The 17,574-nt window shown below is 32.5% G+C and carries 16 protein-coding genes; 1 reads left to right on the top strand and 15 read right to left on the bottom strand.

Translation table 11 applies throughout. The features are described 5' to 3' along the window. Positions 1 to 31: 31 nt before the first annotated feature. From J7574_RS17475 to J7574_RS17440, 8 genes are all read right to left on the bottom strand, one after another. Positions 32 to 1,321 carry a nucleotide sugar dehydrogenase gene (locus J7574_RS17475; RefSeq protein WP_290971470.1) on the bottom strand — a complete coding sequence of 430 codons (1,290 nt, stop codon included), beginning with the start codon at positions 1,319 to 1,321 and terminating at the stop codon, positions 32 to 34. 282 nt (positions 1,322 to 1,603) lie between these two features. Beyond that, positions 1,604 to 2,068: a UpxY family transcription antiterminator gene (locus J7574_RS17470; RefSeq protein ID WP_290971467.1), complete on the bottom strand. Its 465-nt coding sequence runs from the start codon at positions 2,066 to 2,068 to the stop codon at positions 1,604 to 1,606. 72 nt (positions 2,069 to 2,140) lie between these two features. Beyond that, positions 2,141 to 3,532 (bottom strand): UDP-glucose 6-dehydrogenase, encoded by a 1,392-nt coding sequence (locus J7574_RS17465; protein WP_290971464.1) that lies wholly within the window; start codon positions 3,530 to 3,532, stop codon positions 2,141 to 2,143. A 27-nt stretch (positions 3,533 to 3,559) separates the two neighbouring features. Then, complete coding sequence (locus J7574_RS17460; RefSeq protein WP_290971461.1) at positions 3,560 to 4,543, bottom strand: SDR family oxidoreductase; 984 nt, start codon at positions 4,541 to 4,543, stop codon at positions 3,560 to 3,562. A gap of 10 nt (positions 4,544 to 4,553) precedes the next feature. Further along, positions 4,554 to 7,001 carry a polysaccharide biosynthesis tyrosine autokinase gene (locus J7574_RS17455; protein ID WP_290971458.1) on the bottom strand — a complete coding sequence of 816 codons (2,448 nt, stop codon included), beginning with the start codon at positions 6,999 to 7,001 and terminating at the stop codon, positions 4,554 to 4,556. 14 nt (positions 7,002 to 7,015) lie between these two features. After that, complete coding sequence (locus J7574_RS17450) at positions 7,016 to 7,801, bottom strand: polysaccharide biosynthesis/export family protein (RefSeq protein ID WP_290971455.1); 786 nt, start codon at positions 7,799 to 7,801, stop codon at positions 7,016 to 7,018. Positions 7,802 to 7,870: 69 nt separating this feature from the next. Then, complete coding sequence (recR, locus tag J7574_RS17445; RefSeq protein WP_290971452.1) at positions 7,871 to 8,491, bottom strand: recombination mediator RecR; 621 nt, start codon at positions 8,489 to 8,491, stop codon at positions 7,871 to 7,873. A gap of 117 nt (positions 8,492 to 8,608) precedes the next feature. Further along, positions 8,609 to 8,974 carry a CoA-binding protein gene (locus J7574_RS17440; RefSeq protein WP_290971450.1) on the bottom strand — a complete coding sequence of 122 codons (366 nt, stop codon included), beginning with the start codon at positions 8,972 to 8,974 and terminating at the stop codon, positions 8,609 to 8,611. Positions 8,975 to 9,126: 152 nt separating this feature from the next. Here J7574_RS17440 and J7574_RS17435 point away from each other — a divergent pair, with 152 nt between their 5' ends. Beyond that, positions 9,127 to 9,753 carry a MarC family NAAT transporter gene (locus tag J7574_RS17435; protein WP_129748007.1) on the top strand — a complete coding sequence of 209 codons (627 nt, stop codon included), beginning with the start codon at positions 9,127 to 9,129 and terminating at the stop codon, positions 9,751 to 9,753. Positions 9,754 to 9,837: 84 nt separating this feature from the next. Here J7574_RS17435 and ctlX read toward each other — a convergent pair whose 3' ends face one another. The 7 genes from ctlX to J7574_RS17400 all read right to left on the bottom strand — a co-directional run bounded on the left by ctlX (position 9,838) and on the right by J7574_RS17400 (position 17,571). Next, on the bottom strand, positions 9,838 to 10,773 hold the full coding sequence (ctlX, locus tag J7574_RS17430) for a citrulline utilization hydrolase CtlX (RefSeq protein ID WP_290971442.1): 936 nt from the start codon (positions 10,771 to 10,773) through the stop codon (positions 9,838 to 9,840). 91 nt (positions 10,774 to 10,864) lie between these two features. Next, positions 10,865 to 11,779, bottom strand: a complete 915-nt coding sequence (locus tag J7574_RS17425) for a dimethylarginine dimethylaminohydrolase family protein (RefSeq protein ID WP_290971439.1) — start codon at positions 11,777 to 11,779, stop codon at positions 10,865 to 10,867. A gap of 62 nt (positions 11,780 to 11,841) precedes the next feature. Further along, positions 11,842 to 13,119, bottom strand: a complete 1,278-nt coding sequence (locus J7574_RS17420) for a citrate synthase (protein WP_290971436.1) — start codon at positions 13,117 to 13,119, stop codon at positions 11,842 to 11,844. Positions 13,120 to 13,272: 153 nt separating this feature from the next. Next, positions 13,273 to 14,565: a phosphopyruvate hydratase gene (gene eno, locus J7574_RS17415; RefSeq protein WP_132989113.1), complete on the bottom strand. Its 1,293-nt coding sequence runs from the start codon at positions 14,563 to 14,565 to the stop codon at positions 13,273 to 13,275. A 111-nt stretch (positions 14,566 to 14,676) separates the two neighbouring features. Beyond that, positions 14,677 to 15,786 (bottom strand): glutamine-hydrolyzing carbamoyl-phosphate synthase small subunit, encoded by a 1,110-nt coding sequence (gene carA / locus J7574_RS17410; protein ID WP_290971432.1) that lies wholly within the window; start codon positions 15,784 to 15,786, stop codon positions 14,677 to 14,679. A 238-nt stretch (positions 15,787 to 16,024) separates the two neighbouring features. Next, positions 16,025 to 16,516, bottom strand: a complete 492-nt coding sequence (rplQ, locus tag J7574_RS17405; protein WP_095931493.1) for a 50S ribosomal protein L17 — start codon at positions 16,514 to 16,516, stop codon at positions 16,025 to 16,027. Between the two features lie 62 nt (positions 16,517 to 16,578). Beyond that, positions 16,579 to 17,571: a DNA-directed RNA polymerase subunit alpha gene (locus tag J7574_RS17400; protein WP_008464329.1), complete on the bottom strand. Its 993-nt coding sequence runs from the start codon at positions 17,569 to 17,571 to the stop codon at positions 16,579 to 16,581. Between the last annotated feature and the right edge of the window lie 3 nt (positions 17,572 to 17,574).

Below are 17,574 nucleotides of genomic sequence, written 5' to 3'. Positions count from 1 at the left end.
AATTATTTTAAATAAAAAAAGAAGCTAAAATCTAAAGCCTATTGTCAGCTAAAGATCCTAAAACTCCTTTTACGTCATAAATTAAACTTTTTTCTTTCTGTAAATTTGAAAAATCTAATTCGAGAAATTCCGCATGGGAAACTCCAAGAACTATAGCATCAAATTTATTATCAGGAAGAGAGTCTAATGTTACTAAATTATATTCTTTTCTTACATCCTGCACATCTGCTAAAGGATCAAATATTGTTACAACAATTCCATAATCTTTTAATGCTTTAACAACATCTACGATTTTGGTGTTTCGAACATCTGGGCAATTCTCTTTGAAAGTAATTCCGAGCATTAATAACTCGGCGCCATTAACAGAAATACCTTTTTTAATCATTAACTTCACTATTTGTGAAGCTACATATTCCCCCATGCTATCATTTAGACGTCTTCCTGCCAAAATTATTTCAGGATGATAACCGAACTCTTGGGCTCTTTGCGCTAAATAATATGGATCAACCCCTATACAATGTCCGCCAACAAGACCTGGTTTAAATGGCAAAAAATTCCATTTTGTTGCCGCTGCTGTTAGGACTTCTTGCGTATCAATATTCATTAGATTGAAAATCTTCGCCAATTCATTAACAAAAGCGATATTAATATCTCTTTGAGAATTTTCAATAACCTTAGCTGCTTCTGCAACTTTTATTGTTGGAGCTAAATGAGTTCCAGCAGTAATTACAGACTTATATAAAGCATCAACTTTTAACCCAATTTCTTGCGTTGACCCTGAGGTTACTTTTAAGATTTTTTCAACTGTATGCTCCTTATCACCTGGATTTATTCTTTCTGGCGAATAGCCTGCAAAAAATTCTTCATTAAATTTCAAGCCCGAAACTTGTTCTAACACTGGAACACATTGCTCTTCTGTTACACCAGGGTAAACTGTCGATTCATAAATAACAACATCTCCTCTTTTAAGAACTTTACCAACCGTCTCGCTAGATTTATAAAGAGGCGTTAAATCTGGTCTATTATTTTTATCAACTGGAGTAGGAACTGTAACTATATAATAATTACATTCAGCAATATCATTTAAAGACGTAGTACAGTATAATCCTTTTCCTGTATTTGGTTCATTAACTAAAACCTCTTGCAAAACATCGTCTTCAACTTCTAAAGTTGTATCAGTTCCCGATCTTAAAGAATTGACTCTAGACTCATTTATATCAAAACCAATTACTGAATATTTTGTCGCAAATAATCTAGCTAATGGCAATCCTACATACCCTAAACCAATAACTGCAATTTTAATATTTTTATCTAATTCCATTTTCTTAATTTCTTTAGGCTATCAAAAATTCACGGCTTCGCCATTCCAAGTCACAATATCTGACTCAGATGCCTAAATTAATCATTTTCGCGCAAATATAGTATAATAAGTCTAGTTATTCAATACGGTTTCACGTAATACTCGAAAACAAATTGTTAATTTAAAAACACTTAACGACAACACATTATTAATCAGGCTGTAAATAATTCCTTCATAAAAAAAACAGAAGAAAAAATCTAAAAAAAAGACTTCTCTTCTGTTAATTTTTATTTTATAACGTTATTATTTATATTTTATTTTTAGAACACATCCTAAAGTTTCCAAGATTAAAGTATAATAATTATTAGAAACTTCTTGAACAATTGCATTTTGATTAATAAATGCTCCCGATTCTAATTTAATATTATCTCCCACTTGAAGGGCGGAAACAGCAACTTCACTAACATTTGTTGCTTTAAGACTGTTTTTTATCGCTTCGATTTCCCAGTCTTTTACAATTGCGGGTTTCCCTAACCAAAACAAATATCTAACCACTCCAGCAACTTGAAAAACTAAATTCCTTTCCGAATCTTCCAACTGAACAAAAACATAAGAATTAAAAAGTGGCACTTCGATCTTTTTCTTTCTATCAGACCACTGTTTAACCTGAATAATAAGTGGACAATAACATTCAATTCCTAATTGATTGAGTTTATCTGCGACTTTTTTTTCCCATTTAGGTTTTGTGTAAACTACGTACCAATTCATCTTTTTATTTATAACGAAGTAAATCTTACTACTTCACATTTTCACATCCTTTTACTTCACTACCAGACAAACTTACGAACCTATCCCATTGTAAACAAAACCAATAGATTCTAATTTTTTTGCGTTCAAAATATTTCTTCCATCAAAAACAAAAGCGGGCTTATGCATAGAATCGTATATTTTTTTCCAGTCATAAGTAGTAAATTCATCCCATTCTGTTAAGATTGCTATTGCGTGAGCGTCCTTGCAAGCTTCATAAGCATTGTCAAACACATTCAACGCTTTTACATTTTCTTCACTTGATCTTGTTTCTAAATAGTTAAGATCACTTAACATCTTATTTTCTGAAACTTTCGGATCAAAAACCGAGATTTTAGCTTGTTCGTTTATTAGATCATCAGCAACATAAATCGCAGCAGATTCTCTTGTGTCGTTTGTATCTTTTTTGAAAGCCCAACCTAAAAAAGTAATTTTTTTATCGGCCACTGTATTGTACAATGTCTGAACAATTTTATTTGAAAATCTTCTTTTTTGATGATCGTTCATAATAATAACTTGTTCCCAATAATCGGCAACTTCATTTAATCCATATGACTTTGCTATATAAACTAAATTCAGAATATCTTTTTGAAAACAAGAACCTCCAAATCCGACAGAAGCTTTTAAGAATTTAGAACCGATTCTGCTATCCATTCCTATTGCCCTCGCTACTTCATTGACATCTGCACCTGTTTTTTCACATAATTCAGACATCGCATTAATAGATGAAATTCGTTGCGCTAAAAATGCATTTGCAGTCAATTTAGACAACTCTGATGACCAAACATTTGTTGTTAAAATCTTTTCTTTGCTTACCCAATTTGCATACACGTCTACTAAAGCATTAATCGCCTCCTCGCCTTCAGGGGTTGTATCCCCACCGATTAAAATTCGATCTGGATTTAACAAATCTGTAACCGCAGTACCTTCCGCCAAAAATTCTGGATTAGACAAAATTTGAAACTGAACACCATTTCCTGTATTATCCAATATGCTTTTAATAGCTTCAGCAGTTCGTACTGGTAAAGTAGATTTTTCAACTACTATTTTATTTTGCTTAGCAACTCTTGCAATCTGTCTTGCGCATAATTCGATGTACTTTAAATCAGCAGCCATTCCTTTCCCTTTTCCATAAGTCTTGGTTGGCGTATTTACCGAAATAAATATCATTTCAGCTTCGTCTATTGCTCCATCAACATCGGTCGAAAAAAATAGATTTCTGCCTCTTGCCTCTGCAACAATTTCAGAAAGCCCAGGTTCATATATTGGAATATTTTCAGGATTTGGATCATTCCAATCTGCTATTCTTTGTTCATTTAAATCCACAACCGTAACCTGAATATGAGGACATTTTTGAGCAATAACAGCCATTGTAGGTCCACCAACATAACCTGCACCAATGCAGCAAATTTTTGTAATTTTCATTTGATCTATTTTATCTTGATCTTAAATCTATTTTAAATTATTCCAATACCATTCAACAGCTTCTTTTAAACCTGCTTGCAGTGAGTATTTTGGATTATATCCTAGCATTTTTTTGGCTTTTTCAATACTTGCCAAAGAATGAGGGATATCTCCTGCTCTATTTTCTCCGTAAACGACTGGAACATCTTTTATTTTTGAATCAAACTGAGATAAATATTCTTTTAAATATTTAACTAAGTCATTTAATGTATTTCTATCTCCAAATGCTGTATTGTAAACTGCATTAACCGCTTCTGAATTCTGGCAAGTCATTGCCAATTCATTCATTTGAATAACATTGTCAATATAGGTAAAATCACGAGAGTAATTTCCATCTCCGTTAATTACAGGACTTTCATGATTCATAAACTGCTTTACAAATTTTGGAATCACAGCTGCATAAGCTCCATTTGGATCTTGTTTTCTTCCAAAAACATTAAAATAACGAAGCCCAATTGTTTCTAATCCGTATGTCTTGCTAAAAATTTCAGCATATAGTTCGTTTACATATTTGGTAATCGCGTAAGGAGACAAAGGTTTCCCTATTACATCTTCTACTTTTGGCAATCCTTGAGAGTCCCCATAGGTTGAAGAACTTGCCGCATATACAAATCGTTTTACTTTGGCATCTCGCGCCGCAGTAAGCATATTTAAAAAACCCGAAACATTTACCTCATTTGTCGTAATCGGATCTTTTATTGATCTTGGAACAGATCCTAAAGCTGCTTGATGCAAAACATAATCAACTCCCTCAACTGCCAAATTACAATCAACTAAATTTCGAATATCTCCTTCGATTAATTTAAAATCAGGATTATCTAAAAAATCTTTTAAATTATGACGATGACCTGTAGAAAAATTATCTAGACAGATTACTTTATAATTTAAGCCTAAAAAATACTCAATCAAATTTGAACCTATAAATCCGGCTCCACCAGTAATTAAAATTGTATTTTTTGTTTTACTTTCCATTTATCAAAGTTTAGCTTTTTCTAATTCGATTCAAAAATGTCTTCCAAAATTTATTTTTAACTTCTTCTTCGTGATAACCATTTGAATAAGCTCCGTAACCGTAACCATACCCGTAGCCACTACCATACTTTGCTTTATTTTCATAACCATTCAATACAATGCTTACATTGTTCAACTCTCCACGTTTAAGTCTAGTGTTTAACAACGTTATCATATCTTTCTTAGTATAATTCTGTCTAACAATGTACAATGTTACATCTGCGAATTGAACCAATTCTAATGAGTCTGCCACTAAACCTACAGGAGGAGTATCTAAAACTATATAATCATACTTCTGTTTCAATTCATCAATCAATTCTTTCATTGCATCGCTTAAAATAAGCTCTGAAGGATTTGGAGGAATTGGCCCCGAAAGTATTACATCCAGATTTGGAATCTGAGTATGATTCGTTATTTCTTCTAAATTATTTTGTCTAATTAAATAATTGACAACTCCTAAAGATGATTTTAATTGAAATTCATCTGCTAATCTAGGTTTTCTTAAATCCAAACCAACAATTACTGTTTTCTTTTCGCTTAAAGCGAAAACAGTAGCTATATTTATAGAGCAGAACGTTTTTCCTTCCCCACTTATTGAAGATGTTATCATTAATGTTTTAGATCCGCTAACCTGTTGCTTTTTATATAAAAACTGAAGTGAAGAACGTATCCCTCTAAATGACTCAGAAAGCGCTGATTTTGGTTTTTCAAAAACAGCCATACTACTTGAATCCTTGTTAACACCAATTACACCAAGTAATGGAATCTGAGTCAATTTACTAATATCTTCGCTATTCTGAATCGAATTATTAATGAAAAAGATTATTAGAACAAATAACAAAGGAACTAAAACTCCTAAAAATAAAGCCATTACATAATTCACAGAGGTCTTAGGACCTATTAAACCTCCACCAATATCTTTGGCTGGATCAATAAAATGAATATCAGACAAGTTAGATGCTCTTACAATCTCTGCTTCATTTCTTTTTTGAAGAAACTCTGTATAAACATTATCATTCAAATCATACTTTCTTTTGATTTTCAATAACTCTTGCTGTTCGGCAGGAAGTTTTTTAACAGTGCTTTCTGCTTCACCAATTTTAGCATTTAATAAAGATAAATCATAGACTAAAGAAGCTTTTGCTGTAACTATATTCTCTTGGAGAACATTTTTTACTGCAGCCATTTGATTGTCAAAATCTTTAAAAATTTTTTCACTCTTTACGGCATAAGCCATTTCAGACCTTTGCGTAGAAAGTGCTATCAGTTTTGAAACATTTGCAACAATATTTGGATCTTCAATTCCTGCAACAGAAGGTGCAGGTAATCTAGAATAATCATCACTACTATTTAAATACGATTTTAACGAATTATAATACGCTATTTTTCTAGTAACTTGATCTTTTTCAACATCAAAATTCATTATTTTTTCTGAAACTCTAGAACCCCCATCTTGAATTTCATAAATATTTTTATCTTTTTGAAAAGATTTTAATTCATTACCCGTTTGTTTCAGTTGAGATTCCATTGCCACAAGAGTACTATCTATAAATCGAATAGTATTTGTCGCAAATTGATTTTTACCATCTAACTGCAATTTAATAAGCATTTTAACAGTAGAATTCAAATAATCAACCATTCTTGCCTTATTTGTTCCTTGTAGTGATAAAGTCAAGAGCGAGCCTCCAGTTTTACCAGCATCCACATTAATACCTCTATAACGAGATACTGTTCCATCAAAATCATTAAATCTGACAAAATACTCCTTCCCCTTATAAAATCCTGGATTATCCGTAATTTGAAGTTTCCAATTCAAAAATGGAAGATTAACACTTTCCCCTGTCTTATACTTTTTAATAAAAGTTCCAGGTTGAACCGAAGTATTACTATAAGAATTATTACTATAAGCAATTAACGAAACGGAACTATTTTCAAATGGAATCTGGATTTGATATTCATTTTCGCTCAAAAATTTTATACTAATTAATGCATTTGCAATCTGCCCCTTTGTTTTATCAATATCTACATAAAATGGTACAGCTCCATAAGAATCTATTAAATTGTATTTTCCTTGTTCAAGATAATCAATATAAAATTGAAGCTTATTTACAACTAACTCATTATGAGATCTTGACTGCAGAATTGTTGAAATACCGTTGACTTGATCTGAAATTCCTCCCCAATTGAAAACTAAACTGGTATTTGAAGTAAAAAAGGGATTACTTTCTTCTTTGATAGAAATCATTGTCTGCATATCGTAAATTTTTTCTTTGCGAATATTTACCTGATAAGCAATCGTGAATGTAATAATTAAACTTACAAGAAACCATTTCCAGTAACTTGCAATTTTCAACAGAAAACCTTTAAAATCAAAATGAGAATGATTTTCAAAAATGGCAAAATCTTTAATGTCTAACATTTTAAAAATCTATTTTATTTTATAATTAGATAAACTGTTGTTGCCAAAGACAATAATGTAATTATTGTTCCTATAGATTGTATTCCCGTTTGTCCAGTTCCCCATGTTTTTTGTCTTAATGGTTTTACGTAGATATAATCATTAGGCTGTAAATAATAATAAGGTGACTTCATTACATTCACATCTGTAAGATCAATATCATGCATCTGCACACCGGTAGGAGTTTGGCGAATTACTGTTACTTCTTTTCTATTACCAACTGTGGTAATATCACCTGCATTCGCAACAGCTTCCAAAATTGTAACATTCTCTTTAAATAGTGTTTTTGTTCCCGTACTTCCTACTTCACCATTAATAGTATATCTAAAACCAGCTAATTTAACTGTAACAAAAATATTGGCTTCACTTTTAAAATACTCCTCCAATAACTTTTTCTCAATTTTTACACGTACTTCTTCTAGAGTATAACCAATTACATTAATTTCTCCTAGAATTGGCATTCTTATATTTCCGTGATCATCGACTGTGAATCCATCAAAATAAAGTCCAGACTCTGATTTTGAAGGTTGGCCACTCTCCGTTGTATTAAAAATAGAAATCAATTTGGGATCGATTGCTTTTATATTAACACTTATAATATCATTTACTTGTAATCGATATGGTTTTGATTCGACTGCAGCAATCGAAGTCTGCTCACCTGAACTATTTTTATCCTGAAGATAAACCAAATCTTTAATTGGAATACATGAGATAAATAATGTTGAGATTAATAAGAATAGAAAAAAACTTTTTTTTGTCATTCGTTCAATTTTATCGCAAATATTTTTTCCGTTACTATCAAGAAAACCTACTTGCTATTTGGGGTTTTGTTAATTGTTTTTAAATGTTTTTTCAAAAGGTACTCGATGTAAAATACTTCTTCCTAATGTAATTTCGTCTGCATATTCTAATTCGTCTCCAACTGATATTCCTCTTGCGATTGTTGAAATTATGATCTCAGAATCTGCTATTTGTTTATAGATATAAAAATTGGTTGTATCACCTTCCATTGTTGAGCTTAACGCAAAAATAATCTCTGCCACATTGCCAGATTTTACTTTTGTTACCAAGCTAGAAATATTCAACTGACTGGGTCCAACTCCTTCAATTGGTGAAATTTTTCCTCCCAAGACATGATATATCCCTTTAAATTGGCCAGTGTTTTCTATAGCCATAACATCTCGAATATCTTCTACAATACATATCGTTTCATGATTTCTAATTGGATTAGCACAGATTTCACAAATTTTAGTATCAGAAATATTATGGCAACTTTCGCAAAACTTAATATCCTCACGCATATTTAATAACGCCTGAGATAAAAAGGCAGTTTGTTCTTTTGGCTGTTTTAACAAATGAAGAACTAATCGAAGTGCTGTACGTTTACCTATACCTGGTAACTGTGACATTTCGTTTACTGCTTTTTCAATTAATTTTGATGAAAATTCCATGACGACAAAAGTAATACTTTTAATGGTTTAGCCTAAATTACAGGCATTAAATTCAAAGCTTAATTCTACTAATGATTTATTACGAAACCCCTTTCTTTTACGCGTTCAAATAATAGATTAATACTGATTTGTAGCCAATAGCACCAACGTACAAGCTACTTCAACTTGAATATCATTTAATTCTAACAATTGATAAAGCTCTGGATTTTCTGTTCCAGGATTAAAAATTACTCGTTTAGGATGCGCTTCAATAATGTAATTATAATAATCTCTTTGACGAACAGGATTTAGGTACAAAGTAATAGTGTCGATATTTTTAACAGGAATGGCTTTAGTTTGAATTTTAACTCCAGCAACTTCTCCTGCTTTTTGACCAATTGCTAATACAGAATGACCTTTTCCTGCCAACATATTTACAGCTCTATAAGAATAACGTTCAGGATTTGTTGATGCTCCTATAACTAATGTTTTTTTACTTTTCATAGTTTTTATTTAGACTGCAAAAGTAATCAAAAAGAACGATTTAACTTTATGTCTTTGATTCAGAATCGATAACAATAAAAAACATTATTATAACATAATTTCACACAAAAGCATCAAAAAATAACTACATTTACCTCACTAACCAATACAGTATGGAATTATTTATTTATCTCTTTGCCGCCTTATTCTCGGTATTAAACCCAATTGGAACTGTGCCAATTTTTGTTGGACTTACCCAACATGATTCTCAAAAAGAAAGATCTCGAATCTCTCTTTGGACCGCAATTAACGTTTTTATCATCTTATTAGTTTCTTACTTTATAGGCCAATATGTTCTAACATTTTTCGGAATTAGCATAGACGCTTTAAGAATTGCCGGCGGAATTGTAATTGTAAACTCTGGGTTTTCTTTGCTTTCGGGCAAATTCAACAAGAAACGAGGAATCAATAAAAAAATTGAAAATGAAGCACAGCAAAGAAATGATATTGCATTAACACCTTTAGCAATTCCAATGCTTGCTGGTCCTGGATCTATGTCTCTTTTAATAGCTTTCTACCAGGAGCACCATGAAATAAACGAAATCATAATTTCTTCATTAGCAATTCTTGCTATAGCCGTAGCAATTTTCGCCATTTTAAAAAGTGCTCATTATTTAGCTAGAATTTTAGGAGCTTCGGGAATCGTTGCTATTTCTAGAATTGTTGGTTTTATAGTTATTTCAATTGGTATTCAATATATAGTAAGCGCTATCGTCAATATTATTAAAGGAAATTTTTAATTAATATTATTTTTTCGCTCAAAAGAAAAGGGATGAGATTTTTCAATAAATCTCATCCCTTTATTTTTTTAATAGTAGCTACTTTTAATTTCTCGGCAAGAAAACTTCAGCCATCATACATCTTGCGCTTCCTCCACCACAAGCCTCGATTGTATCCAAACTCGAACTTAAAATTTCAGCATGATTCTCCAATTGGGCAATCTGTTTCGCAGTTAAGCTTTGATGTGCAGAGGCACTCATGACAATATATCTTTTATCATCTTTCCCGCGAACTTCCAGCATATTTCCAGCAAAATTATTCACTTGATCTTCTGTAATGAGAATGATTTCTTTTTTATCCTCTTTCAAATTATCCAAAACCATTTTGCGTTCTTTTTTATCATCGATAGAATCCGCACATATAACTGCAAACGTTTCTCCCAAACACATCATCACATTAGTATGATAAATTAACTTGCGTTCTCCGTTAACCGTTTGAAAAGCTTCAAAAATTACAGGAGCATAATCAAAATCTTCACAAAATTCGATGAACAATTCTTCATCTGCTCGTGGAGACAATGCACAATATGCTTTTCCGTTTGCTCTGTCTAACAACAAACTTCCTGTTCCTTCCAAGAAAATACCATCCTCTTCTGCAGAAGTATAATCAATGATGTTAGCAATTTCGAATCCTTTTTCTTCCAAGGTATCCAAAATATCTTCACGGCGTTCTTGACGGCGATTTTCGGCAAACATCGGGTAAAGTGCCACATCTCCATTTTCATGAAATGAAACCCAGTTGTTTGGAAAAATACTATCTGGAGTATCAGTATCCAAATTGTCATCTATAACAGTTACATCTACCCCAACCGCTCTTAGTTTTTCAACAAAGGCATCAAATTCCTGTTGCGCTTTAGCATTAACCGTACTTGGCAAAAGTCCATCTAAAACTTTTTGATAATAATTATTTACAGCCGTCTGCTCATTCATTCTGAATGCAACTGGACGAATCATCACGATAGCATTAGTAGTTTGTTTCATGATTTTATATTTTTTTTGTTTTAGATTTCAAGTTTCAGGTTTCACGTCTTGTAAAAACTTGAAACCTGAAACTTGAAACAAAAAACTATTTTTAATCTCTAATTAATGGAAGCGTTGAACATCTTAGCAAGCCTTCTTGTTTTGAAATTTCCGCATATGGAATTTCTTCAACAGTAAATCCATTCTCGCGAAGCCAGTTATTCAATCTTGTAAAATTCTTTTCGGAAACCACCACATTTTCATCGATTGAAAAGACGTTTGAAAACATATTATACATTTCGTTTCTTTCAATATGAAATAGATTTTCTTTTCCAAAAAGCTTCACCAAATAACGATAATCTGCTTCTTCGCGGAAACCTCTTTTATAAATAATACCTTTATTTTTCCCAACAGGCTGAAAACAGCAATCTAAATGCAAAGCATTATCTCTCGCTTCCAATGAAGATTTTACCAAATCAAATTCTTTTACAATTTTATTCGGAAACAGTGATTTAATATAATTTACACCATGCATATTGGTTCTCGCAGTTATGTAATCTTTATAATCGCTTCCTTTATAAGTTCCTATAAAAATATGGTCATTCCAAAGCATAACATCACCGCCTTCAATATGAACTTCTTCTGGAGGTCGTACTACTTTTGCAGGATCAATCTGATCGATAATATATTGTATTGCATCCAATTCTCTTTCTCTATCTGGCAGAATATTTGATTTTACAAAAACGTCATCAATTACAAATCCTATATCTCTAGCAAAAATCTGATTATAGTTCTCGATCATTTCCGGACGATATACGGTTACATTATATTTCTGAAAAACAGCATTAAAAGCATCCATTTCAGCAACCATATCTTTTTCTACAGGATAAGTTCCTGCTTTAATATGTTCCAATGATTTAGGATCATAAGCCTCTTCTATAGTTGGAGTTGGCCCATTATGAACAGCAGAACCCAAAACTACAGCTCTAAGCCGAGACGTTTCGTTCTTTACATTTAATTGCAACATAACTTTATTATATTTTGAGCAAATATAAAAAAAGCTTCACAGTAAAGTGAAGCTTTCGTTTTTTATTTATTAGACTTAAACTCTCGTAAAGGATGTCCTGTATAAATTTGTCTTGGTCTTCCAATTGGTTCTTTGTTTTCACGCATTTCTTTCCATTGCGCAATCCAACCTGGTAGTCTTCCAATTGCAAACATAACAGTAAACATATCTGTCGGAATTCCTAACGCTCTGTAGATAATTCCAGAGTAGAAATCAACGTTTGGATATAAGTTTCTTGACTTGAAGTATTCATCTTCAAGAGCCGCTTTTTCTAATTTTCTTGCAATTTCTAAAATCGGATCTTCAACACCTAAAGTCTCTAATACTTCTGTAGCTGCTTTTTTGATGATTTTAGCTCTTGGGTCAAAGTTTTTATAAACTCTGTGTCCGAATCCCATTAAACGGAAAGGATCATTTTTATCTTTTGCTTTCGCCAAAAATTTATCTGTATCTCCACCATCTTTGTTGATTTCTTCAAGCATTTCAAGTACTGCTTGGTTTGCTCCACCATGAAGTGGTCCCCATAAAGCAGAAACTCCTGCAGAAACTGATGCGAATAAACCTGCGTGAGAAGAACCTACCATTCTAACTGTAGAAGTAGAGCAGTTTTGCTCGTGATCTGCGTGAAGAATAAATAATTTATCTAAAGCATTTACAATTATCGGATTTGCAGCGTAAGGTCCTGTAGGCAATTTAAACATTAATTGCATAAAGCTTTCTACATAACCTTTTGTATTATCGTAATAATTTAAAGGATAGCCCATAGATTTTCTGTAAGTCCATGTAGCAATCACTAAAAATTTAGCCATTGTTTTACAAATAGCTTCGTACATTTCTTTTTCGTTATCAACATTAACCGCTTTTGGATTGAAAGCCGTTAAAGCACTTGTTAAAGCAGATAACACTCCCATTGGATGAGCTGTTTTAGGGAAACCGTCAATGATATTTTTCATTTCTTCGTTTACCAAAGAGTGTTTTTTAATACCATTTTCAAAATCTTCTAATTGTGCAGCTGTAGGCAATTCACCAAAAATCAAAAGATATGATACTTCTAAGAAGCTAGCTTTTTCAGCAAGATCTTCGATCGAATATCCTCTGTAACGTAAAATTCCTTCTTCTCCATCTAGGAAAGTGATTTCACTTGTACAAGATCCTGAATTCTTATAACCTGGATCTAGTGTAATATAACCTGTTAAATCACGTAATTTGTTAATATCGATAGCTGATTCGTTTTCACTTCCTGTGATTACTGGAAGTTCCACCTTTTTACCATCTATTTCTAATGTAGCTATTTTTGACATAATATACTGGAAATAATTCTTTAAATAATAATTTATCAAATCTAATGAATTTAAGACTAATTAAAAAAAGAATACTGCTAGGAATTTGTTAAAACTCCAAAAAAAAACCATCCGCGGCGGCGGATGGTCCTTTCCAATATATAATTTGTTCAATTATTTGATTTTAAAAGCGTTTAAACCAGGGAAATAAGCAGTACTTCCAAGTTCTTCTTCGATTCTTAATAATTGGTTGTATTTTGCCATACGATCTGAACGAGAAGCAGAACCAGTTTTAATTTGACCACAGTTTAAAGCTACAGCTAAATCTGCAATTGTATTATCTTCAGTTTCTCCAGAACGGTGAGACATTACAGATGTATATCCAGCATTTTTAGCCATGTTTACAGCTGCGATAGTTTCAGTCAAAGTACCAATTTGGTTTACTTTTACTAAGATTGAATTAGCAATTCCTTTTTCGATACCAGTTGACAAACGAGCAACGTTAGTAACAAATAAATCATCACCTACTAATTGTACTTTATCTCCGATTTTTTCAGTTAAAGCTTTCCATCCATCCCAGTCATCTTCATACATACCATCTTCGATAGAGATAATTGGATATTTAGCAGCAAGTTCAGCTAAGTACTGAGCTTGTTCTTCAGAAGTTCTGATTTTTCCTGTTTCACCTTCAAATTTAGTGTAATCGTATTTACCATTTACATAAAACTCAGAAGCAGCACAGTCAAGAGCGATCATAATTTCGTCACCGAAAGAATATCCTGCTTTTTCAACTGCCAATTTGATAGTATCTAAAGCATCTTCAGTTCCACCAGCCAAGTTTGGAGCAAAACCTCCTTCATCACCTACAGCAGTGCTTAAACCTCTATCGTGTAATACTTTTTTCAAGTTGTGGAAAATTTCGGTTCCCATTTGCATAGCATGTGTAAAAGAAGTTGCTTTTACTGGGAAAATCATAAACTCTTGAAATGCGATAGGCGCGTCAGAGTGAGAACCACCATTGATGATGTTCATCATTGGAACTGGCAATGTATTAGCAGAAACTCCACCTACATATCTGTATAATGGCAAACCAAGTTCATTAGCAGCAGCTTTTGCAGCAGCTAAAGAAACACCCAAAATAGCATTAGCTCCTAATTTAGATTTGTTTGGAGTTCCATCTAAATCAATCATTAATTGGTCAATTGTGTTTTGTTCGAAAACAGAAGTTCCAACTAATTCTTCAGCAATAATAGTATTTACATTATTCACTGCATTCAAAACACCTTTACCTAGATAAGCTTTACCTCCATCACGTAATTCAACAGCTTCGTGCTCCCCAGTTGATGCTCCAGATGGAACCGCAGCTCTACCTAAAACTCCATTTTCAGTTACTACATCTACTTCAATAGTAGGATTACCTCTAGAATCAAGAATTTGTCTTGCGTGAACTTTAATTATAATACTCATTATTTTTGTTTTTTATTAATAAATTATATTTTTTTTTCGAAATTATAAAAATATTTAATACTAAAAACGCAATCTAGTCATTAAACACCTTTATTTATTAACTACATCGTTTTAGACTTTGCTACTTTTAATATTCTCTACAAATTGGTCAAATAAATATGACGAATCATGCGGCCCTGGACTAGCCTCTGGGTGGTACTGTACTGAAAAACAATTTTTATTTTTCATTCTCATGCCCGCAACCGTATCATCGTTTAAATGTATGTGTGTAAGCTCCAATTCTGGATGACCTTCTAATGCCTCTCTTTTTACGGCGAATCCATGATTTTGAGAAGTAATCTCGCCTTTACCTGTAATAAGATTTTTTACAGGGTGGTTAATCCCACGGTGGCCACCAAACATTTTATAAGTCTGAACTCCATTTGCCAAAGCAATAATTTGATGTCCTAAACAAATTCCAAACAATGGCTTGTCATCAGCAATAATTTTTTTGGCAACTTCTATTACTCCGTGTAATGGATCAGGATCACCAGGACCATTAGACAAGAAATAACCATCTGGGTTAAATGCACTCAACTCTTCGTAAGTTGCATCATAAGGAAACACCTTAATATAACAATCTCTTTTTGCAAAGTTTCTTAAAATGTTCTTTTTAATTCCAAGATCAAGCGCCGAGATTTTGTATGCAGCATTTTCGTCTCCAATAAAATAAGGTTCTTTTGTAGACACTTTTGATGCTAACTCCAGACCTTCCATATTCGGAACATTAGCCAACTCTTTTTTCAAGTCTTCAATTGAAGTTCCATCTGTACAGATAACAGCATTCATCGCACCATTATCACGAATATAACTAACCAAAGCTCTCGTATCTACATCCGAAATGCAAATTAAGTTTTGTTTCTTAAAGTAATCTTCCAAACTTCCAGAAGCACCTTCTCTAGAATAGTTAAAACTAAAATTTTTACAAACTAAACCAGCAATTTTCACGCTCTCTGATTCAACTTCTAAATCATTTATACCATAATTCCCAATATGCGGATTAGTAGTAACCATAATTTGACCAAAATAAGAAGGATCTGTAAAAATCTCTTGGTATCCAGTCATTCCAGTATTAAAACAAACTTCACCAAAAGTTTTACCGCTAATACCGATAGACTTTCCATGAAAAATAGTTCCATCACTTAGTAATAAAATGGCGCTTTGTCGTGTTGTGTATTTCATTCTTTAATTTGTATTGTTTTTTAATTGTGTATGAAGTAAAACCTCATTTATAATTAGATATTTTGCAAATTTACTTCTTTAAAAGAGCCATTCCAAGATTTTTCAAAACTTTCATTCGCAAAAATAAAACCTATCATTTTAAATAAGTTAGATTTTTGTGCTTTCAAAAAAATCAAAAAAAAAGGATAAACTAAAAATTAGTTTATCCTTGATTTTTATAGAATGATTACTTTCATAATTATTCAGAAGCTTCAGTTGTCGTTTCTGTTTCAGCAGCAGGAGCTTCTGGAGCAGCAGTTTCAGCTTTTTTAGCTTTACCACCACGGCGGCTTTTAGCTTTTTTAACTTCTTTTTTACCTCCGTTGTAAAGTTCATTGAAGTCAACAAGTTCGATCATCGCCATATCAGCGTTATCTCCCAAACGATTTCCAACTTTAATGATACGAGTGTATCCTCCTGGACGGTCTCCAACTTTAGCAGCTACATCTCTGAACAAATCTGTCACAGCATATTTACTACGTAAGTAAGCAAAAACAATACGACGGTTGTGAGTCGTATCCTCTTTTGATTTTGTGATTAAAGGCTCAACAAATTGTTTAAGCGCTTTAGCTTTAGCAACAGTAGTGTTAATACGTTTGTGCTCAATAAGAGAGCAAGCCATATTAGCTAACATAGCTTTTCTATGTCCAGTCTGTCTGCTTAAGTGGTTGAATTTTTTTCCGTGTCTCATGACGTGTTTTTTTTATCTTCATCTTGCTACAATCCACCATGGAGAGCAAAATATGAAGTAAATTATTCTTTATCTAATTTGTATTTAGCTAAATCCATTCCGAAAGTTAAATTCTTCACTGCAACAAGTTCATCAAGTTCAGTTAAAGATTTTTTACCAAAATTACGGAATTTCATTAGGTCATTTTTATTGAACGATACTAAATCACCAAGTGTATCAACTTCAGCCGCTTTCAAGCAATTTAATGCTCTCACAGATAAATCCATATCAACAAGCTTAGTTTTAAGCAATTGTCTCATATGCAATGACTCTTCATCATACGATTCTGTTTGTGCAATTTCGTCAGCCTCAAGTGTAATTCTTTCATCAGAGAATAACATGAAATGGTGAATTAAAACTTTAGCAGCTTCAGTAAGAGCATCTTTTGGATTAATAGATCCATCAGTTTTGATTTCAAAAACTAACTTTTCGTAATCTGTTTTTTGCTCTACACGGAAATTTTCGATTGCATATTTTACATTTTTTACCGGAGTAAAAATAGAATCTGTAAAAATCGTTCCAATTGCAGCATTCTGTTTTTTGTTCTCTTCAGCAGGCACGTATCCTCTACCTTTTTCGATAGTTAAATCGAAATTCAATTTGATTTTAGAATCTAAATTACAGATTACAAGGTCTGGATTTAGAACTTGGAAACCTGAAATAAATTTTTGAAAATCACCTGCTGTTAATTGATCTTTACCAGAAACAGAAATAGTAACTGATTCATTATCGATATCTTCAATCTGACGTTTGAAACGTACTTGTTTTAGATTAAGGATAATTTCGGTAACATCCTCAACAACACCTGAAATAGTAGAAAACTCATGATCTACACCTTCGATACGAACAGATGTAATTGCATAACCTTCTAACGCTGAAAGCAAAACTCTTCTAAGTGCATTACCAACTGTCAATCCGTAACCAGGTTCTAAAGGTCTAAACTCAAATTTACCTTCAAAATCGGTTGAATCGATCATGATAACTTTATCGGGCTTTTGAAAATTAAATATTGCCATAAA

This window comes from Flavobacterium sp. (assembly GCF_017744675.1).
In the GTDB taxonomy this organism is placed as follows: Bacteria; Bacteroidota; Bacteroidia; order Flavobacteriales; family Flavobacteriaceae; genus Flavobacterium.
The sequence above is the reverse complement of the archived record's forward strand: the minus strand, read 5'-3'. Positions and strand labels throughout refer to the sequence as shown.